This window comes from Marinifilum caeruleilacunae, assembly GCF_013141825.1.
GTDB classification, from domain to species: Bacteria; Bacteroidota; Bacteroidia; order Bacteroidales; family Marinifilaceae; genus Marinifilum; species Marinifilum caeruleilacunae.
Genome location: NZ_RZNH01000006.1, coordinates 1 through 24,854 on the forward strand (window position 1 = coordinate 1; position 24,854 = coordinate 24,854).

The window sequence follows — 24,854 nt, forward strand, 5'->3', positions numbered from 1 at the left end:
GAACTGAAGCCATGACCGTGGCTAATTCTCTATAATCAATAGTTATGCATGGCATTTTAGCTAAGTATCATGCACCTATTGTTAGATAAAAAAGTATCTCTTAATTTTAGGTATCGATTTGTCCAATTAGCTTTGACGTTATACAGAATCATGGTGAACCTAACCAGGCAGGAAATGAGGATTATGCTCATATTACTGATCCTTCCGTAGGCATTAGTGGATCATGGAATGATTTATCTATTTCAGGTGCAAGTAGTGGTTCCTATCAGCCCAAGGGATATGTTGTTGAGTATGGAGGTAGCGAAGGAGATCCAGTTCTTCAAATTTCAGCAAGCACTAAAATTACCGTTTATCTTTTGCCAAGACCTAAGGGGATCTTTCATGATTAGTTGTGGAGAAAAAAATGATACACTATACTTATAAAAAATTGATTGTAATAGTTCTGTTTTGTAAATTCGAAATTATAATGAGAATGTATAACAATCTTTTTATTTAGAGGGACAAAATCGAGACCATTAGAATGTTATTTATTTTAATTGGTTGAAAATAAGCTAATAATGCGAGGGTGGAATGTTCCCGCCTTGGGCACGAAAAGCTTTGTCAATTGACAAAGCTTTTTCTATTTCTATGTTTTGCTTCCATTAATTTCTTTAATTTAGATATCAAAATTCAAATTTATGATAGGAACACTTGTAAATGTTGGTGCAATAATAGTTGGAGGCAGCATCGGTTTGCTTTTTCGGGCTAAAATTCCTGAGCGTTTGTTTAAAATTGTTTTCCAGGCAATCGGGGTTTTTACTCTTTACCTGGGATTTAGCATGGCACTAAAAGCAAGTGAGTTGTTAATTATGGTATTTAGCCTGGTAGTGGGCGCACTAATTGGTGAATTTCTGCGTTTGGAAGAAAGGGTAGAGCGCTTGAGTGAAGGACTAAAGAAAAAGTGGGAAGTGGAGATGCAAATTTTTCAACAGGATTGCTCACTGCTTTTATGCTGTTTTGTATGGGTGCCATGACTATTGTGGGCAGCTTGGAAGAAGGAATGGGTAAGGAGCCAACCTTGTTGCTCACCAAATCATTAATGGATGGAATTTCATCTGTTGCATTGGCAGCAGTTATGGGAATCGGAGTAATTTTTTCGGTAATTCCATTGCTGCTTTACCAGGGAGGATTAACTCTTTTGGCTGCACTTTTTGGTGATATTATTCCCGAAATCATTATCAACGAAATTACAGGAATTGGAGGAGTGTTAATTATTGCTTTGGGAATAAGTATCTTAGAAATAAAGAAAATTAAAGTGTTAAATATGTTACCAGCTATTTTAATTGAGATACTCCTTTGTTATATCTTTTTATAAATTTGTAAATCTACAAATCAAGGTAACCGATAAAAAATACTGAATTGAAACAAGAAACTAAAAATGCTCTAATCCGATTGTTTGAGGAGTGGGCCGATGATAAAATTGTAGAAACTGAATTGCTTCCACAATCAGGATCATATAGAGAATACATACGATTAATTGGAGAAAAGAGAACCGTTCTTGGTGCATACAACGCCGATATAAAAGAGAACAACGCATTCATTAGCTTTAGTAAACATTTTTTATCTAAGAACCTTCCGGTTCCTGAAATCTATCATCAGAAAGATGAAGAGGGATTATATCTTCTTCAGGATTTGGGAAAAACCACCTTGTTTGACTACATCTTGCATCTTCGCGTTGGAGAGGGGTTTGCTACCGATCTTACTTTAATCTACAAAAAAATTATCACTCAGTTGGTGCGTTTCCAGGTTGAAGGAGGAGATGGATTGGATTTCGATGCCTGTTACCCAAGAGATAGTTTCGATAAGCAATCGATGATTTGGGATCTTCATTATTTCAAATATTACTTTTTGAAATTGGCTAAAATTCCATTCGATGAGCAGTTGTTGGAAAATGATTTCCAGAAATTCTCGGATTATCTTTTGGATGCACCTAGAAATTACTTCCTGTACCGCGATTTCCAATCAAGAAATATCATGTTGGTGAATGGTGAGCCATGGTTTATCGATTACCAGGGAGGACGAAAAGGAGCTTTGCAATATGATTTGGCTTCTTTACTTTACGATGCAAAGGCTGATTTGCCGCAGGAGGTAAGAGATGAGTTGTTTGAGCATTACCTGCAGGAAGTGCAGAAAGTTCAGAAGGTTGATTCAAAAACTTTCAAATCTTTCTTCCAGGGATATGTATTGATTCGTATTATGCAGGCAATGGGTGCATATGGTTTTAGAGGTTTCTATGAACGAAAAGAACATTTCTTAAAGTCGATTCCTTACGCCCTTAAAAACCTGGAAACGATTTTGGAGAGAATGGATATTCCTGTGGAACTGCCAGAACTGACCAAGGCCCTGAAAGAAGTAGTAAACTCTGAATTCCTTCAACAAGTTGGAAAAGAAGAGGAAGTGAAACTGCATGTTGAGATCAATAGTTTCTCATATCGCAGAGGAATTCCTTTGGATAAATCAACAAATGGGGGAGGTTTTGTGTTCGATTGTCGTGCCATACACAATCCGGGAAGATATCCTGAGTATGTTGAGATGACAGGTAAAGACCAACCGGTAATCGACTTTTTTAAAGAAAAAAGCGAAATGGACGATTTCTTGCAATCGGTATTTTGTATTGTAGATATGAGTGTGGATAAGTATATCAAACGCAAGTTTACCAATTTGCAAGTGAATTTTGGCTGTACCGGAGGTCGCCATCGTTCGGTATTTTCGGCTGAGAGCCTGGCAAAGCACTTGCGTGAAAAATTCGACATTAACATTTCGTTGCGACATATAGAAAGAGAAATAGAGGGGAATTAGAATGAGTAAGAAACGTTGTAAATTATCGCCCAAAGAATATGCTGAGAAAATTTGCAATAAGGAACAATTTGTTTGTCCAAAATGTAATCGCGTTGCAAAAAGTGCTAAAAAGCTTTGTAAGGCTATAAAAATTGAGGTAGACAAGGATAAAATATTTTACAGATAAATAGATTGGCATGCTGAATGCGATGATTTTTGCTGCTGGTTTGGGTAGCAGGTTAAAACCATATACCAACAACAAACCAAAAGCTTTGGTGGCACTTGCGGGAAAAACTCTTTTACAAAGAGCAATTGAAAAATTAAAGAGTTTAGGTGTTGACAGAATAGTGATTAATGTGCATCATTTTGCAGATTTAATTGAAGATTTTCTGAAGGAGAATCATAATTTTGGTGTGGATATTAGAGTATCTGATGAAAGGGGTGAGCTACTGGAAACAGGTGGAGGATTAAAAAAAGCCAGGGAGTTATTTATTCCCAATGCACCAGTCTTGATTTACAATGTTGATATTCTTTCTTCGATTGATTTGAATGAACTTATTCAGCAGCATGAATCGAGCAATGCCTTGGTGAGTATGGTGATGAGAAATCGGGAAAGCAGTCGGTACCTATACTTTAACCAGGATAAGCAATTAACAGGTTGGAAGAATTGTAAAACGGGAGAAACGAAAGTGGCCCGTCCAGATATGGAAAAATCGGAGCCCTTGGCATTTAGCGGAATTCATATGGTGAATCCAAAACTGTTTGATTTGATAGTGGAAGAGGGCAAATTTTCGATTATTGATTTGTATTTGCGCTTGGCAAAAACGGAAAAAATGATTGCTTTCGAGGATCAGTCAGAATTGTGGTTCGATCTGGGTAAGCCGGCTCAATTGCTAAAAGCAGAGGGAATTGTAAAGAATTTAGAATAACGAACTGCTATCTATTTCGCATGTTCGCAAAAACACATAAGATGAACTTAAAACCAGTAATTTTTGCCGCAGTAAGAGTGGTATTGTACGCCATTCCTGTGGTAGCATCAGCATTAATCATTAAAACCGATGCAGGAATTGTAATTGATGGAGGTAAATTTGGAGAAGGCTCGCAAACCGAATGGATGCAGCAAATGTACCTGCTGTTAACCAGTATTATCTTTATTTTAGCAGGTATTCGTTCGCAAAGGCACCAGGCGATTTCCTATCTGTTTGGTGGTGGTGCCCTGGTGGCTTTAATCCGAGAATTCGATGTATACTTTGATAAAATTTATCATGGTGCATGGTTTCCGGTAGCCATGTTTGTTTTGTTATTATCGATTTACCTGGTGTATAGAAAACGCCAGCAAATTTGGGAAAACCTTGAGGAGTTTTTTACAACGCCGGCTTTTGGAACATTTATCGCTGGATTTTTAAGCGTATTTGTATTCTCAAGATTGTTTGGAACCAAAAAGGTGTGGCGTGCGCTATTCGATGTTGAAAAATTAGAGCCGGTACAACGTTGGGTGAAAAATGCTGTGGAAGAAGGAAGTGAGTTGTTTGGTTACACCTTGCTTTTTATCGCTGCGATTGAATTCTTTGTATATATATCAAAGAAATTAAAAGAGTAAGAGAATTTTATTCCTTCAAAAATAAAAGAAAAAAGTGCACTGTATGGTGCACTTTTTTTATGCAAAAAAAGTCACTCATAATTGAGTGACTTTGACATATCATATTTACAAGAATTAGTCGATTACACCAGAACCAATCAATTCGCCCTGATCGTACCAGGCAGCAAATTGCCCTGCAACAATAGCACGTTGTGCTTCGTCGAAATGAATGTACAAGCCTTCCTCTTTAAAATGAATTGTACCTCCCTGTAAAGGCTGACGATATCGAATTCTGATATCATACCTTCTCTCACAATTTTCGATAGGACGTAAATCTTCACGAATAAAGTGAATCTCTTCCTGTGGGATAAATAAAGCCTTGCGCATCAAGAGCGGATGTCCATGTCCCATTCCAACATATACAATGTTCTTCTCAACATCGGTGCCTATCACGAATAGAGGTTCGGCCTTTCCACCTACATTTAATCCTTTTCGCTGACCTACCGTAAAAAAGTGTGCGCCATTATGAGTTCCTACAACTTCTCCCATATCCGGGCTAAACTGGTATGGTTTCGAAATATCTTCCAATGCCTCAGATTGTGGAATGATTTCTTTTGCTTTCTCAGCAGATATTTCTATGATTTGTCCCTTTTTGGCTTGCAGCTTTTGCTGAAGGAAAACGGGCAAATCAACTTTCCCAACGAAACAAATTCCTTGCGAATCTTTCTTTTCTGCCGAAGCAAGTTTTTCCCTGCGGGCAATTTCTCTTACCTCAGGTTTTTCGATGTGCCCAATTGGGAACATTGCCTTTGATAGTTGTTCCTGCGAAAGCTGACATAGGAAATAAGATTGATCTTTATTATTGTCTTCACCTGCAATTAGGCGATGAACTTCTTTACCATCTTTACTAATTGTTTCCTTTTGGCAATAATGACCTGTTGCCACATAATCAGCACCAAGTTCCAACGCTTTCTTTAAAAAAACATCGAACTTAATTTCACGATTACACAATACATCAGGGTTTGGAGTTTTACCCTTTTCATATTCTGCAAACATATAATCAATTACCTGGGCACGATATTCGGTACTTAAATCCACAAAGTGAAAAGGAATATTTAATTTCTTTGCTACCATTTGTGCAAACAAAACATCCTCTTCAAATGGACACTCTTCTGATTTTAATCCAACTGTATCATTCCAATTTTGCATGAAAAGTGCTTCTACCTCATAGCCTTGCTCTATTAACAAATGAGCAGCAACGCTGGAGTCAACACCTCCCGACAGTCCGATTACAACTTTTTCCTTTTTCAAAATAAAATCTCCTTGTTTTTTCAAGGAGCAAAAGTATTCATTTTTTACACATGTGGCAAACCCTTTCATTTAAGCAGTTGTTAAAATCGATTTGGTCAATAAATTCAACAGATTTTAGTATTCGATTAAAAATCTCTTGTATCTATCATAGATATTATTGAATGATCAATTGTAATTTTCTATAATAAAAATTCTTATGAATTTTTTTCGAAACATAAAATGAGCTAAATTCGCTTTTGAATTGAAGGCGAAAAAAGCCCATTTCAACTAACTATAATAAAACTAAAATTTAACTGAATGAGAAAGTTTGGATTAAGCTTATTGATTGCTGTACTTGGTTTTACAGCAATGGCGCAGGAGAAACAGGATACTTCGTACTGGAAAAAAGGGGGGATGATTTCCATTTCATTCTCACAAACATCTTTGACCAATTGGTCTGGTGGTGGAGACAATGCCATATCTACAAACGGACAATTTAATTTGTTTGCAAACTACAACAAGGGAAAAAACAGTTGGGAGAATAAAATGAACCTTGAGTATGGTTTGATAAAACAAGGAGATGATGGAGTACGAAAGAGTATCGATAAAATTGAATACAACACCAAGTATGGTTATAAGAACGGAGGTAACTGGTTTTATACTGCTCTTTTGGATTTTAAAACACAATTTGCAAAAGGATACAACTACGGAGACGTTGAGGATGTGAAGATTTCTAATTTTTTAGCTCCTGCTTACTTGAATTTATCGATTGGTATGGATTATAAGCCTAGCGAAGTTTTTTCGGCATACATTTCTCCTATTACGAGCAAAATGACTATCGTTAACGATGATGACTTGTCAGATTTAGGTGCATTTGGTGTTGATCCGGGTGATAGTTTTAGAGGTGAATTTGGTGCATTTTCAAAATTGTCTTTAAACAAGGATATTATGGAGAATGTGAACTTGCAAAGTACACTTGATCTGTTTACCAACTACTCAGAAAACTTCGGTAATATTGATGTTACCTGGGAAGTAATGATTAACATGAAAATTAACAGCTTCCTTACAGCTACTGTTAATACTTCTTTGGTTTACGATGACGATGTTGATTACTTTAACGAAGATGGAATTAATAAAGGCCCAAGAGTTCAGTTCAAAGAAATTATTGGAGTTGGCTTGGCGTACAAATTTTAAGCTAGCTTAAATGATATAAAAAGGCGGAAGGTATTGATCTTCCGCCTTTTTTCATGTTTTATCTTCCTCTTTGTACCAGTATTATTCCTGTTTTTTCCTCTACAAACTGGAAGTAATGATAGAGTTTATAGTTTACATCAAAACCATAATCTTCGAAAGGATCGTAATGAATGTAGTTTTCAAAATATGGATGGCCCTGTGTATGTTTGCTATTCCATTCGATTACATACCTGTGATTCCAATTTTTATAATAATTATCAGAATGAGCCGTTGAAGGCATATTTCTGGTGGCAAACCACGAATCAAAGCCAATATCCAATATTAACAACTCATATTCTGTGCTATCTTGAACTTCTGCTAGTTCTGTCTTGTCTTGTTCGTCGGTGATAGATTGTGGCTGATTAAAAGACGAATAAGAACTACAGGCAGCCAAAGTCAAAAAAGCGAAAAGAATGATTACCGAATATTTCATGACTTTATTTTTTGAGCTGAAATGTGATTTCAATATTTATTGATCAAATCAATACAAGAAGAGTCTATATTAAGAAAACGATTTGAATACAAAAAGGTTGCGAAATTAGACTGTTAAAAATGAAAAAAGGCAGATGTAAAACATCTGCCTTAATTTCTAACAAAATCATTTATAATTTGAGTAGTTTTTTGGTCACTACTTCTTCGCCATCTTCTATAGAGATAAAGTACATTCCCGATGGTAAATCAGATACATCAAGAGTGTTGTTTTCTAAATCTAATGTTACGACTTTAATTGTTTTTCCGGTAATAGAACTAATTCTAACTCTAGACTGAATATTACCTTGAATAAACAAGTTTACGAAGTCTTTAGCAGGGTTAGGATATAGTTTTAACTCTTCAACAGGAGGAGTATCACTAAGTGGCAGACCGAAAGCAGCTGTTTTAGCAACATATGCCGGAGCTGAATTCGAAATGTTTACAGTGTAATCTTCCACTTCACCCTGGCTGAAAACTTGACAACCATTGGCTGCCGCTCTACGGTGCTTAAGAATCACTCTCATTCTTGTGTGACCTAGTGCAGCATCGGATGGTACATTTACGTTAGCCGATGAAATTCCTGAACTTACAGTATAACCTGAAGCTACAATTTCATTGTTGGCAAAATTTCCATCTCTGTTAAAGTCGATATAAATTTTCCAGTTGGCAGTATAGGTTCTTCTCTTATAAGCCAATGAGAAATTTAATGTGTATGAATTGCCAGGAGCTACATTAGCAATTAAACCTGTGTAATCTCCGTAACCGCCATCGTCGCCTGAAGGATTGCTCATGTCAGCTAATTCAACCAAATCGATGTACTCATAACGAGTTGATTTACCATACGATTCACAGTAATCAGGAGTTGGAGATTCGCCAAGCGTTGTTACAGACTGGATTGCTGTGTAATCGCTATCGCCAGTTGAATTTGTGGCTCTAACCTGGAATTCGTAAGTCGTTTCAGCAAGTGCACTTGTGTAATCAAAACTAGTTGATGAAGTTGAATATGCTTCCCATGCTCCACCATCTTCTCTAATTTGAACATCGTAATTGTCGGCAAACTGAACTGAACTCCAACTTAAAGTAAATGATGATGAAGTCACATTCGATGCACTTAAACCTGTTGGTGTTCCAGGTACTGGAATAGGATCGGTACTTAGCGTTCCGATAGGAGAAAATTCGCCAGCGCCCACTTCATTATTACCTCTTACTCTAAATTCATAATCGGTTGATGCATCTGCCGAACTGTAATCATAGGATGTAGCTGTCGTGTTAAATGATGTCCAACTTCCACCCGAAACTCTAATTTCAAGATCGTAATCATCAGCATCGGTTAAAGCATCCCAGCTAATGGTGAATGAATTATAGGTAATATTTGAAGCAACTACATTTTGAGGAATTCCTGGAGCTGTTGGAGCTTCAAGAGTTGTTGCAGAAGCAATTGCTGAATAAGCACTTGAACCAATTTCATTATTTGCTCTCACCTGGAATTCGTAAGTTGTTTCACCAGTTAAACCAGTGTAGTTGTACGAAGTGCCAACCTGGTTAATAGTTGTCCATGATCCACCCTGTGGACGAACCTGTAGGTCATAGTCATCGGTTTCAGCCGTAGCGTCCCAACTAATTGTCATAGAATTATATGTAATAGCCGATGCTGCCAGGTTTGTAGGAGTAGCAGGTGCAGTTGGGGCTTCAAGAGTTGTAGCAGATGCAATTGCTGAATAAGCACTTGATCCGATATCATTGTTCGCTCTCACCTGGAATTCGTAAGTTGTTTCACCAGTTAAACCTGAGTAGTTGTAAGAAGTACCAGTTTGGTTAATTGTAGTCCATGAACCACCTTGTGGACGAACCTGTAGGTCGTAATCATCCGTATCTGCCATTGCATCCCAACTGATAGTCATAGAGCTATATGTAATCGCTGAAGCAGCCAGGTTGGTTGGTGTGTCAGGAGCTGTTGGAGCTTCCAAAGTAGTTGCAGAAACGATTGCTGAGTAGTCACTTGATCCCACATCGTTGTTTGCTCTTACCTGGAATTCATATGTTGTTTCGGCTGTTAAGCTTGTGTAATCATATGAGGTTCCAACCTGATTAATTGTAGTCCATGTTCCACCTTGAGGGCGAACCTGTAGGTCATAATCATCAGCATCTGTTGCTGCATCCCAACTAATGGTCATAGAGTTGTATGTAATTGCCGAAGCAGCAAGGTTTGCAGGAGTATCAGGTGCTGTTGGAGCAGCTTCTGTGGTAACACTTGCAATTGCTGAATAACCGCTCGATCCGGCATCATTATTCGCTCTTACCTGGAATTCATAGGTAGTACCCGCTGTTGCTCCGGTATAATCGTGAGTGGTAGCGGTAGTATTGATACTTTGCCAGCTTCCACCTTGCTCTCTTACCTGAAGATCGTAGCTTGTTGCACCGCTAACTGCATTCCATTCAATGGTAAATGAAGTTTGTGTAACATTGTTTGCAGTTAGTCCAGAAGGAACTGAAGGCAAGTTGTCATCTGTTAATGCTTTGTAAGCATTCAAGCGACCGCTACCCAATTTCCCTGCATGAGTTGCACTTTGTAATGCGTCAATATCATCAGTATTATCAACAAGTTTACTCCAAACTTCGCTTGGCGTAATATTACCAGCATATTTTGATACGATAAGTGCTGCAACACCAGAAACGTGCGGACATGCCATAGAAGTTCCCTGCATTACACCGTATTGGTCGTTAGGATAGGTACTGTGAATTGCTGTTGGATCTTCGTTTGTAGTTTCCAATTCTCCACCAGGAGCTGCAATATCAACCCAATCTCCGTAGTTTGAATAGTATGATCTAACATCATTCTTATTTGTAGCTGCTACCGATAATACCTTATCGTAGTATGCAGGATAATATCTGCTTTGCGAATTGTCGTTACCAGCAGAGAAAATCACCAAACCACCATTCATAGGAGCATCTGGTCCACCAGCATTGGCAATAAAGTAATCAATACCATCAAGAACCGCCTGATCGTAATAATATGGATACCTGTAACTCCAGCTATTTTGAGAAATTACCGCACCATTATCGGCTGCATAGGTAAATGCTTCAGCGAATCCTCCGGTTGAAGCTGCAAATACGTTACAAGACATGATTCTAACACCATCGCCACTGCCACTACCACCAGCAACACCACTAACACCAACACCATTGTTGTTAACAGCTGCAATCGTACCAGCTACGTGAGTACCATGGTCACCTACATAAATTTCACCTGTATCGTCACCAAAGTTATATCCATAAATATCATCAACATATCCATTGTTGTCGTCGTCGATTCCATTGCCTGCAATTTCACCTGGGTTCACCCACATGTTTGCTGCCAGGTCAACGTGGTCAAAATCTACACCACCATCTTCTACTGCAACAATTACATTAGAGTTACCGGTTTCGATTTGCCAGGCTTCCAATAGACTAATATCAGAACCGGGAGTACCATCATTTTGACCCGTATTTTCGTAATGCCATTGATCTGAGAATTTAGGATCGTTTGTGCCAGATGGAAGAGCGGTTGGAACAATTTCTTTTCCATTTCCTTCAGCAACATGCTTAATGGCATGAACTGCTTCAGCAATAGAAACTTCAGCTACATTTTGGTAGGATGCAACCAGTTGCTTCACTGGGGTGTTTGAGCTGAATTCAAGCTCGTACCATAAATGTAAGCCAAACTTACGATGGCGTGCCTCATGTTTACCTGCGTAACGATAAACACGCTTCATCTTAAATGCCTTGAATTTTTCATTTTGATCATCAATGTTTTTGATGTTGGTTTTTACAAATTCAGGCTTTTCCTTAAGTTTAATCTCTTTCGACTCAAGAAGAATTTGGTTCAGAGCATCAACTTTTTTGTCTTCTTGTTGTTTAAACTTAATTCGAATCATTCCTTTGTATTTACCCTCGGCATTTATTTCTCGTTCCTGGGCATAACCAGTACCGATGGCAAAAATTAAACAAAGTAAAAGAGTAAAAAATCTTTTCATAATTGGTTTGGTTTAAAGTGAATGTTTAAAAACTTTGAATAAGGTAAATAAAAATGTTTAGTCTATCAATACCAGTTTGTTACAAACTTATGTGAGATAAGGAAAAGATGTTTTTATTGTTAATAAGATGATTTTTTGGATGAATTGGCTGTAATTCTTGATGAATTATTGCTTAGAAAGAAATGTGGTATAATCGATTATTTTAGTTAAAATTAAACTAATTAAATTATTATGTTATAATAATCTGTTTATCAAAAAAATGATATTTTTATTATGCTACTTAAAAAATGAAATTCTAAAGTAGAATAATGCATTCTGATTAGATAATTTGTATTTTCGGGTAAAATCAAAACAATCATGTCTCAACTTCATATATACAGAGCTTCAGCGGGTTCGGGAAAAACTTATACGCTAACAGGAGAGTTTTTACACCTGGTTTTTAAGGATCCCTTAAGTTATAAAAACATATTGGCCGTTACTTTTACCAATAAAGCTACCGATGAAATGAAATCAAGAATTTTGAAAGAGATTCATGTAATTTCATCGGGTGAGGATTCTCCATACGAAAAGCTTTTGTGTGAAAACAACAATTTAAATGCTGAGCAACTTCAAAAAAGAGCAAATGAAATTTTAAATCGACTTTTGCATGATTACTCCAGATTTTCGGTGACAACCATTGATAGTTTTTTTCAGAAAGTGGTTCGTTCATTTACCCGGGAGATTGGTTTACAAATGGGCTATAATATCGAGCTGGACCAGGGAAGAGTCTTGAGCGATGTTGTGGATCTTTTGTTGCAGGACGTGGATTCGGATCAGCAGTTAAGAAATTGGTTGTCGTCATTTGCAGAGTCAAAAATCCGCGACGGGAAAACATGGAACTTTAAGCAAGATATATTAAACCTGGGAGGTGAGGTTTTTAAAGAAGATTTCCAAAATTTCTCGAATAGCCTAATTGAAAAGCTATCCGATAAGAAGTTTTTGGGCTCCTACCGTAAAATACTGAATGAAATAAAAGAAGAGTTCGAACAATTTTTTCTGACTCAATCCGAAGAGGTTGAGAGGCTCTTGCAGAATAACTCGTTGGATGTAAGCGATTTTTCATATGGTAAAACTGGTGTTGCCGGATACCTGTCAGGACTGGGAAAAGGTGGAAAATATGAACCGGGAGCAAGGGCGAGAGCTGCCGTCGACAATCCCAAGAAATGGGTTGCTTCGAAGGCTTCGAAAGAAACAAAAATGGCGGTTGAAGGCGCAGTTTCGTCAGGTTTAAATGATATTCTAAAAAAAGTTGTAAACTACTACGATGAGCAATCGATGTTGTACAACTCCACGGAGAAAACGCTGAGTTATATTTATACCCTGGGGATATTAACCGATCTTTCGAAGAAAGTGAGAGAATACTCCGAGAGTGAAAATATTTTTCTTCTATCGGATGCCAGTCGCTTGTTACGAAATATTATTGGAAGCAACGATTCTCCTTTTATCTATGAAAAAATTGGAAATGTGTACAAACATTTCATGATCGATGAGTTTCAGGACACATCATCCATGCAATGGGATAACTTCAGGCCACTGGTTGGAAATTCTTTGGCAGAAGATCAGCACTCGCTTGTGGTTGGAGATGTAAAACAATCGATTTACCGATGGAGAAATGGAGACTGGAAACTATTGGCAAATCAATTAGATACAGATTTTCAGGATTTTGGAGTGAATGGTTTAAGTTTGAACTACAATTGGAGAAGTACCAAAAATGTAATTGATTTTAACAATTCAATTTTTGCTTTGGGTGCACAAATCTTACAGAACAATTATAATGAATCAATTCCAAACGAGATCAGCGAACGGATGGAAGATGAAAAACAAAAAATTGTTAATGCCTATAAAGATGTGTACCAACATTATCCTTCAAATAATGAGAAGAGGAGTGGGTATGTAAAAGCGCTCTTCCTGGAAAAAGAGAGTGAATCGGATTGGATGGAGCAGGTTTTGGAAGATCTGCCTATAAAAATTGAAGAATTGCAATTGGCAGGATACAATGCCCGCGATATTGCAATATTGGTGCGAAATGGGAAAGAAGGAGGAATGATTGCCGACACATTAATGTCATACAGGGCAAGTGAAAATGCGAAAGAGACCATTAACTATGATGTAATTTCCAATGACTCTCTCTATCTGAAAAATTCCTCGGTGGTTAATTTTTTAATGCATTTGCTTCATTACCTGGTATATCCGGAGGATAAAATAAATATCGGATTCTTAAAACAAGAATATCAATTGTATGTGAATGAATCCGTAAGCAAAGCCAGTGATGGCTTATATCTTAATGATGAGGAAAATTTGTTTGGATCAATTTTTCCACAGGAATTTCAGGAACAATTGAATGAACTGAAACGTCAACCTCTCTACGATTTGACTGAGAAATTGATCAAATTATTTGAACTGAATAAAAACTCGGAAGATTACCCATTTTTAGAGGCTTTTCAGGATTTAGTGCTTGGATTCACAAAGAGTGATTCTCCGGATTTAAACTCATTTGTTCATTATTGGGAGGAGAGAAAAGACAAAGAGGTAATTTCAGTTTCGGATGAGCAAGATGCAATTCGTATCATGACCATCCACAAATCGAAAGGACTCGAGTTTAAAACGGTAATTTTGCCTTTTGCCAACTGGGATTTGGACAATACAAGACATACAAATATTCTTTGGTGTCAGCCTAAGGTTGAAGGCTTTGATGTTTTAGATGTATTGCCGGTGCGCTATAGCAGTACCTTGCGGGATACAATTTATTACCAGGAGTATTTCGAAGAGAAACTACAGTCCTTTATCGACAATCTAAATTTGTTGTATGTTGCTCAAACCAGGGCCGAAGAAGTGTTTATCAGCTATTCTCCAATTACGAAAAATAAGGATTTAAAAACTGTGGCAGATTTGTTGCTTTTTGCTTTTAGGAACTCAGCTGAATTTTCAAGCGATTTTTACGGCGATTCAATTATTTCGCTGAATGAGCATTGGAATGAAGAAGGGAATTGTTTTGAACTGGGAGAATTGCCTTCCATTGATCAGAAAACAGAAACCGAGCTTAAAGAAAAGGCGATGGATTATCCAGCCTCCTTATTGGATGAGAGACTAAAGTTAAGATCGCATTCTGCCGACTATTTTGATTTTTCGGAAGCTGAATCGGTAGAATCTTTCACGCCTGTGAGCCGCGGTAATATTTTGCACCAGCTGTTTCAATTGATAGAATATGCAGAAGATGTAGAAAAGGCGGTGGAGCAATTACAATTTGAAGGAAAACTGGATAAAGCTCAGGCAAGTGAAGTTTCTGAATTTGCCAGGGAATTATTGTCTGATCCAAAAGTTGCCCAATGGTTTTCGAAAGAATGGCAGGTGATTAATGAAAGAGATATTTTAAAAGGAAATGGCGAAGTATATCGCCCCGATAGGGTGATAAAAAGTGCTGATAAAGCCATTGTAATCGATTATAAATTCGGTAAGAAAAAGGAAAAATCGCACCAAAAACAGGTGGCTCAATATAAAAAACTGGTTGAATCCTTAGGTGTAGATCATGTTGAAGGCTATGTACTCTATGGTAAATTATCAGAAATTGTTGCCGTATAGTTCATTCCATAAGTTTTGATTATCTTGACTGCCCAAATAACGAATAAATCTTTATGAGGAAAATAATCTTATTATCCCTGATTGCTTTGCTATTTAGCTCTTGCGATCTAATTGTAGCGGGTATTGAATCTGTTAAAACAATAAGCAGGGAATCGAAAAAACAAAAAGAAGCAAAAAAAGAGGAAGTCATCCTCAAGCCGACTGCCAAAAATGGAGTAAAAAAATACTACTACAAGAATGGCAAAATTAAATCGGTAGTTACTTATAAAGACAATAAAAAAGTTGGAGTTAGCAACACATATTATAAGACTGGCGAAAAACAATACGATATTCCGTATCAGGATGGGAAAAAGCATGGTAAGGTAATTTGGTATTACCGAAGTGGAAAGGTTTACAGAGAAACAGACTACGAATTTGGGAAGAAAAACGGATATCAACGAAAGTATTGGGAATCTGGAAAATTAAAATCAGAAACCTTATATAAAGATAACATGTTGGCAACCGGATTAAAAGAGATATCAAATACGAATAAGGTGAAATCGGTACCCAAAATTGTGGTTCAAAAAATTGATAGAACAGCTGCCAATAATGAGTATATTTTAAGATTTAGCTTGAGCAATAAGAAAACAAAGGTTAGCTATTACCTGAGCAAATTAATTGAAGGAAAGTATTTTCCTGCCGATGGACGAGGTTTTATGGAGATTGTAGGCCAAAAGGGTGTTGCCGAACACAAAATTAAAATTGATAAAGGCACTCAGTTAATTCACGATTTTCATATCGTAGCCATTGAATCTACAGCTTACAAAAACAAAAGAGTTTTGTCTACAGTAGTTCCGGTTTCTATTCGAAATCCATTTTAAACAGATTTTGTTTTCTAAAGATATGAAGCTCCTGAATGGGAGCTTTTTTTATGCCGCCTGTCGAAAAGTTTTATTCCAAATTAGGGTGTAATTTCTTAAATTTAAGAGAGATAAACCCAAACGCTTACTAAAACTTTAAACAATGACCAAGAGAACGATTGTTAGCTTGCCAGGTGATGGTATTGGGCGTGTTGTGCTCGATGAAACAAAAAGAATACTCTTTGCAGCAGGATTTGATGCTGAATATGTTGAAGCAGACATTGGTTGGGAATTTTGGTGCAAAGAAGGTAAACCTCTTCCTCAAAGAACTCTGGATCTAATTGAGAAATACAAAATCGGATTATTTGGTGCAATTACATCCAAACCTAAAGATGATGCCGAGAATGAACTCAAACCTGATTTGAAAGGGAAAGGTTTGGTTTATTCGAGTCCGATAGTTGGCTTGCGACAATATTTTAATTTGGATATTTGTATCAGACCTTGTCGAACTTATAAAGGAAACCCTCTAAATTTTATACGACGTGGTCCAGGTGGAACCATCGAAGAACCAATGGTTGATGTTGCCATTTTCAGGCAAAATACAGAAGGATTATATGGTGGGGTAGAGTGGTCGAACCCTGATAATACAGTGTATGCGGCCTTAACTTCACATCCGAAATTTATTAAGAATTTTGGAGCAGTACCTCGTAAGGAACTCTCTGTCTCGACCCGAATATTTACTCACACCGGAACAAGTAGAATTCTTATGGCAGCCTTTAACTATGCCAGACAGAATGGATATAAGTCGGTTACGGTATGCGAAAAACCTAATGTGATTCGAGAAACATCGGGAATGATGTTCAAATTGGCCAAAGAGATTCAGAAAAGTGATTATCCCGACATTGAATTATGGAATACCAATATTGACGCACAGATGATGTGGCTCACAAAAAATCCGGAAAACTATGGAGTAATTGTAGCTGGCAATATGTTTGGAGATATTGTTTCTGATGCGTTCGCAGGCTTAATAGGAGGCCTGGGCTTTGCCTGCAGTGCACAAATGTCGGATGATGGTATTGCAGTTTTTGAACCTACTCATGGTTCAGCGCCTAAATATGCCAATTTCAAAAAGTCTATCGTAAATCCGATTGCAATGGTCGAATCGGCCTGTATGATGTTGGATTATATTGGTGAAGATAAGATTTCCTCCAAAATTCGAAAAGCAATTGCCGAAGTGGTGATGGAAGCTAAAGTTCAAACATATGATATGATGAAATTGCCGGGATCTGAAAATGTGCTGGATCAAGGAGCTGCCTCTACCAAAGAAATGGCCGATGCGATAATTGCAAAATTGTAAATGAAGAGCTATGAAAGATATTGTAAAAGAATTATGGCCCGAATTGAAATGGATAGCAGATGCGCAATTAAGAGAGAAAACATCCAGAGTTTGGGAATTGGCCTTAGAGCAAAGCGTGCTAAGCGCTGATGATTTAAAATCGATCCCTTTTACCCTGCTTTGTGGACCAGATTTAAAGGTCAGTTTTATGGATCACAAACAATGCGTAGTGCATTTGGCCAAAGAAAGTGGCGAAAAAATGAACTCCTTTTTTAAATCGGAACTTCCCGTTGATATGGATATTCTTATTTCGGGTGCCATATTGTGCGATGTGGGTAAACTTCTGGAATATGAATTGGATGAAAATGGAAAAGCAATTCAGGGCAAGTATGGAAAGTATATCAGGCATCCGTTTTCAGGAGTTTCGATGGCAGAACAATGCGGTTTACCACCCGAAGTATGCCACATTATAGCCACTCATGCAGGCGAAGGCAATATGGTAAAAAGAAGTACCGAAGCCTATATTGTGCATCATGCCGACTTTATGACTTTCTTGCCTTTTAAAGATAGATTACAAGTTGAACACTAATTGAGATAGGCAGTTACAAAAGTGACTGCCTACTTTAAAATTGCGCCCACACTGCTTACATATTCAGGAATTTTATTCTCTTTTGCCCACTTTAGTTCATGTTGAAAAAGATCTGTCATTATTTTACCAACATTAAAGCCAAAGGCAACAAGATTATATCGGATTTTTCCCGGGAAGTAACATTTTTTTCCTTTGTTTAAAGCACAGGGACTGCAAATTTCGCAACTGTTAGCAGCAATCATTTTGCCTTCTGTTCCCTCTTGTTCGCGCAAAAAATATTGCAATTCTTCCTTGATGAAATTATAGGATTCCAGTGAACGATTTTCTTCTGAAAGAAAGTGAAACTGTTTGGTTGCGCTAAAAAATAAAAACAGTTTGATTTTTGAAAATGGTTGAGCGTAAATTTCAAAATCCGGACAATTTGGAGGACAAGTCCATTTTTCGTTATGGTTAGGACAGCCCTTTATGCAATAGGAGTTAAATTCTGCTTTGTTCAGAAAAGGCAAAATATCCGCTTTCGCGATTTCCAATTCCTTAAATTGTATCTCAATTTTACGATTTCTAAATTCTTTAACAATTGTGTCTGTGCAAAGCTCTATCATTGTAGTATTCAATTTGTCACAAAAGTATAATAATTGTTGCTTTTCGAACAGCATGTAACACATTTATGCAAAGGTGGAATAAATGCATTCATTCATGCAGGTATTTTTGTATATTCGTATCTTAATTGTACCCAAAAATTTATCTATGCTCTCTCTTGATGCGATCATTGTATTAATCGTATTGGTTTTTATTCTCATTTCCTTCTATAAAGAATGGATCGGTCCGGCCTTTACATTCTTAATAGGTGTAGTGGTTCTGGGAATTAGTGGGATCTTAACACCTTCAGAAATTCTTAGTGGTTTTGCGAACGATCAGGTAGTCGTTATTTTAATGCTTCTGCTGATTGGAGATATCATTCGAGACCTGGGAATTGTTGAAACACTCTTCGATAAAGTTTTTCAGCGTGCCAAGGGATATCGGGCATTTATGGCAAGAATGATGTTCCTGGTGGGTGGTTTTTCAGCCTTTCTGAACAATACGCCCCTTGTTGCGGTAATGATGCCTTACGTGCACAGCTGGAGCAAGCGAAATAATATATCTCCATCGAAATTGTTAATTCCTTTATCGTATGCGGCAATTCTGGGTGGTTGTATCACACTTATTGGTACATCAACCAACCTGATTGTAAATGGTATGGTAAAAGATCAAACCATTATACCCGGTTTGGAATCCCTGGGAATGTTTAGTTTTGCTTATGTTGGTGTGCCAATGATGTTTATTGGTTCGGCTTATCTTCTTTTTGTAAGTAAAAGATTACTTCCTGATAAAGAAGATATTTTGGGTGACTTTTCGGAAAATACCAGGAAATATATTGTTGAAGCGCACGTGAAGCCAAACTCCGATTTAATTGGCAAATCGATAGAAGAAGCCGATTTGAGGAATTTAAAAGGCTTGTACTTGTTCCAAATCAACAGAGGAGGAGTAAGGGTTGCGGCTGTTTCACACGAATTTAGGCTAGAAGAAGGAGATCGTTTATTGTTTGCCGGTGATACGGAAACCATTGCGGATTTGGTATTGCCCAATTCAGGTTTAACGCTTCCTACTGTTGGTATGCTAACTCACAAGAAGCACATTGAAGTGGTTGAGATAGTAATCTCGCACAATTCGACCCTAATATCTAAAACCGTTAAAGAAGCCAACTTTAGAGGGCAGTTCGATGCCGCTGTAATTGGGATTCATAGAAATGGTGGAAGAGTTAGTGGTAAAATTGGGGAGGTGAAACTTCGTGCAGGTGATGTTTTACTATTGCTTGGTGGCGACGATTTTGTTGAGAGAACACATCGAATTCAGGATTTTTACTTCATTTCTAAAGTAAAAGAATTCAGAAAACAGGAAGCCTATAAAATTGGTTTATTGTTGGGAGGAACTGTTTTGGCGGTGATCCTTTCGGCTTTAAATATTGTGCCACTATTCATGACCTTAATTGTCATGATTATCGTGATTCTGGGATTAAAAATATCCAATCCAAAGGATATTGCCCGAATGGTGGATTTTAACCTGGCCCTGATCATATCGCTCTCCCTCGCCTTTGGAACGGCCATGATTAAATCAGGTTTGGCCGAGATTATAGCGAGTTTGCTGATATCGGTATTCCTGCCTTTGGGGAAAGTGGGTGTTTTATTTGGAATTTACCTGATTACTTCGGTTTTAGCAGCATACATTACCAATAAGGCTGCCGTTGCCATTGTTTTTCCTATCTCGTTAACCATGGCTTTAAACTTGCATTTAAGCCCTGAACCATTTGTTTTGATAGTTGCCTTTGCAGCCGCTGCCAACTTTATGACACCAATTGGCTACCAAACCAATATCATGGTGTATGGTCCTGGAGGGTATTCGTTTAAGGATTTTTTCAAAATTGGTTTTCCTCTAACAATCATTTACATGATTTTTACCGTATTGATTCTCTCATACATTTATTTTTATTAGACGGTTTTTCCATTTTAAAAAGGCATTATATTTATTCATGAATTTTAGCAGAAGAAAAGAATTGCTTTTAGAAGCCATATCAGCTTCATTACAAGCTGGTCAGGAGATTTTGAAAGTATATCAGTCGGAGGATTTTGAGGTACAGCTAAAGTCAGACAATACTCCTTTAACCATTGCCGACCAACGGGCACACAACAAAATCGTCTCAATACTGGAGCGCCTGGAGATTCCGATTTTAAGTGAAGAAGGGGAACATTTGCCATATGCAGAGAGACAAAAATGGGAGCATTGCTGGATCGTTGATCCGCTCGACGGCACTAAGGAGTTTATAAAAAGAAACGATGAATTTACTGTAAATATCGCCTTAATTGATAAGGCAAGGCCGGTGGCAGGTGTAATTTATGTGCCCGTTTTAAAGCAGCTTTATTTCGCAGATCTCGAATTGGGTGCTTATCGTATTGATAATGTAGAGAATTGGAATCATGATCTGGACAGCCTTGTGGAGAGATCCTTAAAATTGCCATTAATGCATAGGCGAGAAGAGATTATTGTTGTTGGATCGCGCTCTCATATGAACGATCAAACCAAGCAATTTATTGATGGTTTAAAGCAGGATAATGATCAAGTAAAGTTACTTTCCAGGGGAAGTTCGTTGAAGCTTTGTATGATTGCCGAAGGTGAAGCAGATGTTTACCCACGATTTGGTCCAATTATGGAATGGGATGTTGCAGCTGGCCATGCAATTGTTTCAGCATCGGGCGGAAAAATGCTGGAATTTGAAACAAAAGAAGAAGTAAGATATAATAAGAATGATTTGATGAGTCCACACTTTGTTTGTACAAGGTAAATTCATCAGATAATTAACCTATAATGCAACCTACAACTAAACACAAATGAAAAATTTATTGAAAGTCGTACTGTTTTGCTTGTTATCGATTCAGGTATCGGCTTATGCTCAAAAAGTTCCATTGCAACATAGCGATTATGATGGATGGAAAAATTTAAAAAGTCAGCAAATGTCTGCTGATGGTGAATGGATTAGCTTTGAGGTAAATCCGCAAAAAGGAGATGGGTTTTTATACCTGTACCAGGTGAAAACCAAAAAGCTTGATTCCATTGCAAGGGGATATGAGGCGGAGTTTTCTCCGAAATCGGAGGTTCTAACGTTTAAGATTAAGGCACAGTTCGATACAGTTCGCCAGGCAAAACTAGACAAAGTTGATAAGAAGGATTTGCCAAAAGATTCTATTGGAATTTGGAATTTAAAGACGAAAAAACTGTTTAAAGCTGCAGAATTAAAATCTTACCAAATGCCTGAAGAAAAAGGTGAATGGATGGCTTATATGCTGGAGATGCCAAAGGAAGAAAAAGACAGTTTGGCAACGGATTCATTAAAGCAGAAGAAGTCCAAGAAAAATGGCAAGGGAAAGGATAAGATCAAAAAAGGCAAGTTGGTAATTAAAAACTTTGCGAATGATAAGGAGTTTGAATTCGAAAATGTGAGCGATTATGCACTGGCCAGAAATGGAAATGCTTTAGGTTTTATCCAGATTGTAGGCGATAGCATACAGATGGCCCAGGTAAAAACTTTCGAAGGAAAAACAGAAAAGGTAAGCCAGGTATTCGAAAAAGAAGGAAAGGCTGATAAGGCTTCGATTTCGGCAAATGGAGACCAGGTTTCGTTTATTTTCTCGGCAGATACAACAAAAAACAAATGCTTCGAATTGTATTATGGCGATTTGCAAGCAAACAGCAAGAGAATTGTTGATACACTTTCGCAAGAAATTCAGGATGATTGGGCCGTTAGCGAAAATGGAAAAATTTATTTCTCAAGAGATGGAGAAAAGCTGTTTTTTGGTGTTGCGCCTAAGCCTGAAAAGGAAGTAAAAGACTCTTTATTGGATGAGGAAAAATATCATGTAGATGTTTGGAACTGGAAAGATGCTTTGCTACAACCACAGCAAAAAGTACAGGCAGAGAAAGAGAAGAAGCGTACGTGGCTGGCTGTTTATCATACCAAAGCAGGTAAATTGGTTCAGTTGGCCAATCAGGAAATGAGAAGTATAGATTTGTACAATCATGGTAACATGGAATTGGCCTTGGGAAGTTCTCCGCTACCATATCAGCAACTAACTTCATGGGATGATTGGTACTCTGATTACTACCTGGTAAATACAAGCACAGGTAAAAATGAGCTGGTTTTAGAGAAGAAAAATGCACATGTAAGCATTTCTCCTGCACAGAAATACATGATTTGGTACGAAACGCAGGATAGTATTTGGTATTCATATCAGATCGATACTAAGAAAGTGAATGCTTTAAGCAAGAAAATTAAGGCCAATTTTTATAACGAAAACCACGATACTCCAAACGATCCAAATCCATACGGATTGGTAGGTTGGACAAAGGGTGACAAGAACGTAATTATTAAGGATCGTTACGATTTTTGGATGATTGATCCAGCAGGAGTAAAGCCGGCGGTAAACCTGACCAATGGTTACGGTCGAAGAAATAACATCCGATTCGATTACGTACAATTAGACGAAGAAGAGCGATTTATTGACTTGAAAAAGCCGATGCTATTAGAGGCCTTCCATGAGTTCAACAAGAAATCGGGCTATTTTAGATTGCAAAAAGAAGATGATCCTTCACAAATTATTTTCGAAGACACCAAACTTTATGCAGCAGAGAAAGCCAAAGCTGCAGACCAGTTGATGTTTAAACGTTCTACTTTCGTTGATTATCCAAACTTGTGGACAAGCAAGTTCGATTTCTCTGGTCAAACCCAGGTTTCAGATGCAAATCCTCAGCAAAAGAACTACAATTGGGGATCGGTTGAACTGGTAGACTGGACCTCGGGTGATGGTGAAAAACTACAAGGCTTACTATACAAACCGGAAGATTTTGATCCGAACAAGAAGTACCCAATGTTGGTTTACTTCTACGAAAGAACTTCGGACCGATTGCACAATCACCACGTTCCTCAACCGAATTGGTCGATTATTAATCCGAGTTATTGTGTGAGTAATGGTTACCTTATTTTTATGCCTGATATTACTTACCACAAGGTTGGATATCCAGGAGAATCGGCTTATAGCTCAATTGTAACAGGAACTTTAACAATGATGGATCGTTACGATTTTATCGATAAAGAAAATGTTGCTTTGCAGGGACAAAGTTGGGGTGGATATCAGATTGCTTACCTAATAACGAGAACCGATTTGTACAAATGTGCTATGGCAGGAGCTCCTGTTACCAATATGACTTCGGCTTATGGTGGAATTCGTTGGGGAAGCGGTATGAGTCGCATGTTCCAATACGAGAGAACTCAAAGTAGAATTGGTGGAACCCTTTGGAACAGTACACTACAGTATATCGAAAACTCGCCTGTTTTCTTTGCGCCAAAAATTAAAACGCCACTATTAATAATGCATAACGACGATGATGGTGCTGTACCTTGGTACCAGGGAATTGAGCTTTTTGTGGCCATGCGCCGACTTCAGAAACCATGTTGGATGCTAACCTACAATAAGGAAGCTCACAACCTAAGGAAACGTCCAAATCGAATGGATCTGTCTATAAGAACCATGCAATTTTTCGACTATTACCTGAAAGGAGCACCGGCTCCGGTATGGATGATTGATGGAATTCCTGCTGTAAAGAAAGGGAAAATGGACGGTTACGAGTTAAAGAAATAAACCATAAACCGAATTTTGAAGAATGCGTCTCTCTTTTCTGAGACGCATTTTTTTATGCCATAAAAAAACACCTTTATCCTGGGTGAATAAAGGTGTTTATTGTAATCTTAATTGTTAGTTAAGTGTGTTGTGTTTGTTTAGCTATTAAATAGCTGATTTTATATGAGTATTTGTTGTTGTTTCCAGTGTTATATACTGACAAAGTAAAGAGGTTTCCGATAAAAATCATAGTGTTTTGATTTAAATAAGTAAAAATTACCGATATTGCAGCTGATATTAGTTAAAACTACTTTTACTTTTCCGCAAACGTTATAAATCGAAGTAAAAATTTCTTTTATGGACAAGCTTGATCAAACTGATAAGACGATACTTAGGATATTACAAACCGACTCGAAAAAAACAGCAAAAGAGATTGCCAGTATGTTGAATCTAACACCATCGCCTGTGTATGAGAGAATCAGGAGGTTAGAAAATCAAGGCTTTATTAAAAAATATGTGGCCATACTCGATAAAAAACGTATCGAAAGAAGTGTAACAGCCATTTGCCAGGTTTCAATGCGATATCACGATGAAACTTTCATTGATGAGTTTGAGGAGCAAATTCAAGACCTGAAGGAAGTGCAGGAATGTTACCATATGGCCGGTCAGGTCGATTTTATTTTAAAGATCCATGTAAAGAGTTTGGAGGAGTATCACGAATTTGTCCGATACAAATTGTCAAAAATCAGAAACATTGGAGTGCTTAACAGTACTTTCGTGATAAAAGAAATTAAACACAGTTCGGAGTACTATATTTAATCGGAGCTTTTCACGATTTAGATGAAATACTTGACGCGATTTTT

16 protein-coding genes and 1 pseudogene are annotated in these 24,854 nt (G+C 37.6%); 13 read left to right on the plus strand and 4 right to left on the minus strand.

The features are described from left to right. Positions 1 to 677 precede the first annotated feature (677 nt). The 4 genes and pseudogenes from ELS83_RS05430 to ELS83_RS05445 all read left to right on the plus strand — a co-directional run bounded on the left by ELS83_RS05430 (position 678) and on the right by ELS83_RS05445 (position 4,417). Positions 678 to 1,354: pseudogene (locus ELS83_RS05430) on the plus strand (DUF554 domain-containing protein). Between the two features lie 44 nt (positions 1,355 to 1,398). Further along, entirely contained in the window at positions 1,399 to 2,838 is a 1,440-nt protein-coding gene (locus tag ELS83_RS05435; RefSeq protein ID WP_171594521.1) for a RapZ C-terminal domain-containing protein, read from the plus strand. A 176-nt stretch (positions 2,839 to 3,014) separates the two neighbouring features. Then, the gene (locus ELS83_RS05440; RefSeq protein ID WP_216616393.1) at positions 3,015 to 3,746 is read left to right on the plus strand and encodes a nucleotidyltransferase family protein; all 732 of its coding nucleotides are present in this window, start codon (positions 3,015 to 3,017) and stop codon (positions 3,744 to 3,746) included. A 41-nt stretch (positions 3,747 to 3,787) separates the two neighbouring features. Beyond that, on the plus strand, positions 3,788 to 4,417 hold the full coding sequence (locus ELS83_RS05445) for a hypothetical protein (RefSeq protein WP_171594522.1): 630 nt from the start codon (positions 3,788 to 3,790) through the stop codon (positions 4,415 to 4,417). A gap of 114 nt (positions 4,418 to 4,531) precedes the next feature. On the opposite strand, the gene mnmA is transcribed toward ELS83_RS05445, so the two are convergent. Further along, entirely contained in the window at positions 4,532 to 5,731 is a 1,200-nt protein-coding gene (gene mnmA / locus ELS83_RS05450) for a tRNA 2-thiouridine(34) synthase MnmA (protein WP_249414409.1), read from the minus strand. Between the two features lie 273 nt (positions 5,732 to 6,004). On the opposite strand from mnmA, the gene ELS83_RS05455 reads away from it, so the two are divergent. Further along, the gene (locus tag ELS83_RS05455) at positions 6,005 to 6,880 is read left to right on the plus strand and encodes a DUF3078 domain-containing protein (protein WP_171594524.1); all 876 of its coding nucleotides are present in this window, start codon (positions 6,005 to 6,007) and stop codon (positions 6,878 to 6,880) included. Between the two features lie 58 nt (positions 6,881 to 6,938). Here ELS83_RS05455 and ELS83_RS05460 read toward each other — a convergent pair whose 3' ends face one another. Then, positions 6,939 to 7,352: a DUF6146 family protein gene (locus tag ELS83_RS05460; protein ID WP_171594525.1), complete on the minus strand. Its 414-nt coding sequence runs from the start codon at positions 7,350 to 7,352 to the stop codon at positions 6,939 to 6,941. A 169-nt stretch (positions 7,353 to 7,521) separates the two neighbouring features. Continuing rightward, positions 7,522 to 11,403 (minus strand): fibronectin type III domain-containing protein, encoded by a 3,882-nt coding sequence (locus ELS83_RS05465; protein WP_171594526.1) that lies wholly within the window; start codon positions 11,401 to 11,403, stop codon positions 7,522 to 7,524. Between the two features lie 357 nt (positions 11,404 to 11,760). On the opposite strand from ELS83_RS05465, the gene ELS83_RS05470 reads away from it, so the two are divergent. From ELS83_RS05470 to ELS83_RS05485, 4 genes are all read left to right on the plus strand, one after another. Continuing rightward, positions 11,761 to 15,021: a UvrD-helicase domain-containing protein gene (locus ELS83_RS05470; protein WP_171594527.1), complete on the plus strand. Its 3,261-nt coding sequence runs from the start codon at positions 11,761 to 11,763 to the stop codon at positions 15,019 to 15,021. A 53-nt stretch (positions 15,022 to 15,074) separates the two neighbouring features. After that, the gene (locus ELS83_RS05475; protein ID WP_171594528.1) at positions 15,075 to 15,881 is read left to right on the plus strand and encodes a toxin-antitoxin system YwqK family antitoxin; all 807 of its coding nucleotides are present in this window, start codon (positions 15,075 to 15,077) and stop codon (positions 15,879 to 15,881) included. 142 nt (positions 15,882 to 16,023) lie between these two features. Then, positions 16,024 to 17,217: an isocitrate/isopropylmalate dehydrogenase family protein gene (locus ELS83_RS05480; protein ID WP_171594529.1), complete on the plus strand. Its 1,194-nt coding sequence runs from the start codon at positions 16,024 to 16,026 to the stop codon at positions 17,215 to 17,217. Between the two features lie 10 nt (positions 17,218 to 17,227). Then, positions 17,228 to 17,785 carry an HDIG domain-containing metalloprotein gene (locus ELS83_RS05485; protein WP_171594530.1) on the plus strand — a complete coding sequence of 186 codons (558 nt, stop codon included), beginning with the start codon at positions 17,228 to 17,230 and terminating at the stop codon, positions 17,783 to 17,785. Between the two features lie 29 nt (positions 17,786 to 17,814). Here ELS83_RS05485 and ELS83_RS05490 read toward each other — a convergent pair whose 3' ends face one another. Beyond that, on the minus strand, positions 17,815 to 18,387 hold the full coding sequence (locus ELS83_RS05490; protein WP_171594531.1) for a DUF2284 domain-containing protein: 573 nt from the start codon (positions 18,385 to 18,387) through the stop codon (positions 17,815 to 17,817). 94 nt (positions 18,388 to 18,481) lie between these two features. Here ELS83_RS05490 and ELS83_RS05495 point away from each other — a divergent pair, with 94 nt between their 5' ends. The 4 genes from ELS83_RS05495 (at position 18,482) to ELS83_RS05510 (ending at position 24,810) form a co-directional block, all read left to right on the plus strand. Beyond that, a complete protein-coding gene (locus ELS83_RS05495) occupies positions 18,482 to 20,314 on the plus strand; it encodes an SLC13 family permease (protein ID WP_216616394.1) in 1,833 nt (610 codons plus the stop codon). A gap of 37 nt (positions 20,315 to 20,351) precedes the next feature. After that, entirely contained in the window at positions 20,352 to 21,161 is an 810-nt protein-coding gene (gene cysQ / locus ELS83_RS05500; protein WP_171594532.1) for a 3'(2'),5'-bisphosphate nucleotidase CysQ, read from the plus strand. 46 nt (positions 21,162 to 21,207) lie between these two features. After that, complete coding sequence (locus ELS83_RS05505; protein WP_171594533.1) at positions 21,208 to 24,012, plus strand: prolyl oligopeptidase family serine peptidase; 2,805 nt, start codon at positions 21,208 to 21,210, stop codon at positions 24,010 to 24,012. A gap of 336 nt (positions 24,013 to 24,348) precedes the next feature. Beyond that, the gene (locus ELS83_RS05510; RefSeq protein ID WP_171594534.1) at positions 24,349 to 24,810 is read left to right on the plus strand and encodes an Lrp/AsnC family transcriptional regulator; all 462 of its coding nucleotides are present in this window, start codon (positions 24,349 to 24,351) and stop codon (positions 24,808 to 24,810) included. Positions 24,811 to 24,854 lie beyond the last annotated feature (44 nt).

Coding starts and splice junctions, on each gene's coding strand:
- ELS83_RS05455 (WP_171594524.1), top strand. CDS start 6,005: ATGAGAAAGTTTGGATTAAGCTTATTGATTGCTGTACTTGGTTTTACA.
- ELS83_RS05495 (WP_216616394.1), top strand. CDS start 18,482: ATGCAGGTATTTTTGTATATTCGTATCTTAATTGTACCCAAAAATTTA.
- ELS83_RS05505 (WP_171594533.1), top strand. CDS start 21,208: ATGAAAAATTTATTGAAAGTCGTACTGTTTTGCTTGTTATCGATTCAG.
- ELS83_RS05485 (WP_171594530.1), top strand. CDS start 17,228: ATGAAAGATATTGTAAAAGAATTATGGCCCGAATTGAAATGGATAGCA.
- ELS83_RS05480 (WP_171594529.1), top strand. CDS start 16,024: ATGACCAAGAGAACGATTGTTAGCTTGCCAGGTGATGGTATTGGGCGT.
- ELS83_RS05475 (WP_171594528.1), top strand. CDS start 15,075: ATGAGGAAAATAATCTTATTATCCCTGATTGCTTTGCTATTTAGCTCT.
- cysQ (WP_171594532.1), top strand. CDS start 20,352: ATGAATTTTAGCAGAAGAAAAGAATTGCTTTTAGAAGCCATATCAGCT.
- ELS83_RS05490 (WP_171594531.1), bottom strand. CDS start 18,387: ATGATAGAGCTTTGCACAGACACAATTGTTAAAGAATTTAGAAATCGT.
- ELS83_RS05465 (WP_171594526.1), bottom strand. CDS start 11,403: ATGAAAAGATTTTTTACTCTTTTACTTTGTTTAATTTTTGCCATCGGT.
- ELS83_RS05470 (WP_171594527.1), top strand. CDS start 11,761: ATGTCTCAACTTCATATATACAGAGCTTCAGCGGGTTCGGGAAAAACT.
- ELS83_RS05445 (WP_171594522.1), top strand. CDS start 3,788: ATGAACTTAAAACCAGTAATTTTTGCCGCAGTAAGAGTGGTATTGTAC.
- ELS83_RS05460 (WP_171594525.1), bottom strand. CDS start 7,352: ATGAAATATTCGGTAATCATTCTTTTCGCTTTTTTGACTTTGGCTGCC.
- ELS83_RS05510 (WP_171594534.1), top strand. CDS start 24,349: ATGGACAAGCTTGATCAAACTGATAAGACGATACTTAGGATATTACAA.
- ELS83_RS05440 (WP_216616393.1), top strand. CDS start 3,015: ATGCTGAATGCGATGATTTTTGCTGCTGGTTTGGGTAGCAGGTTAAAA.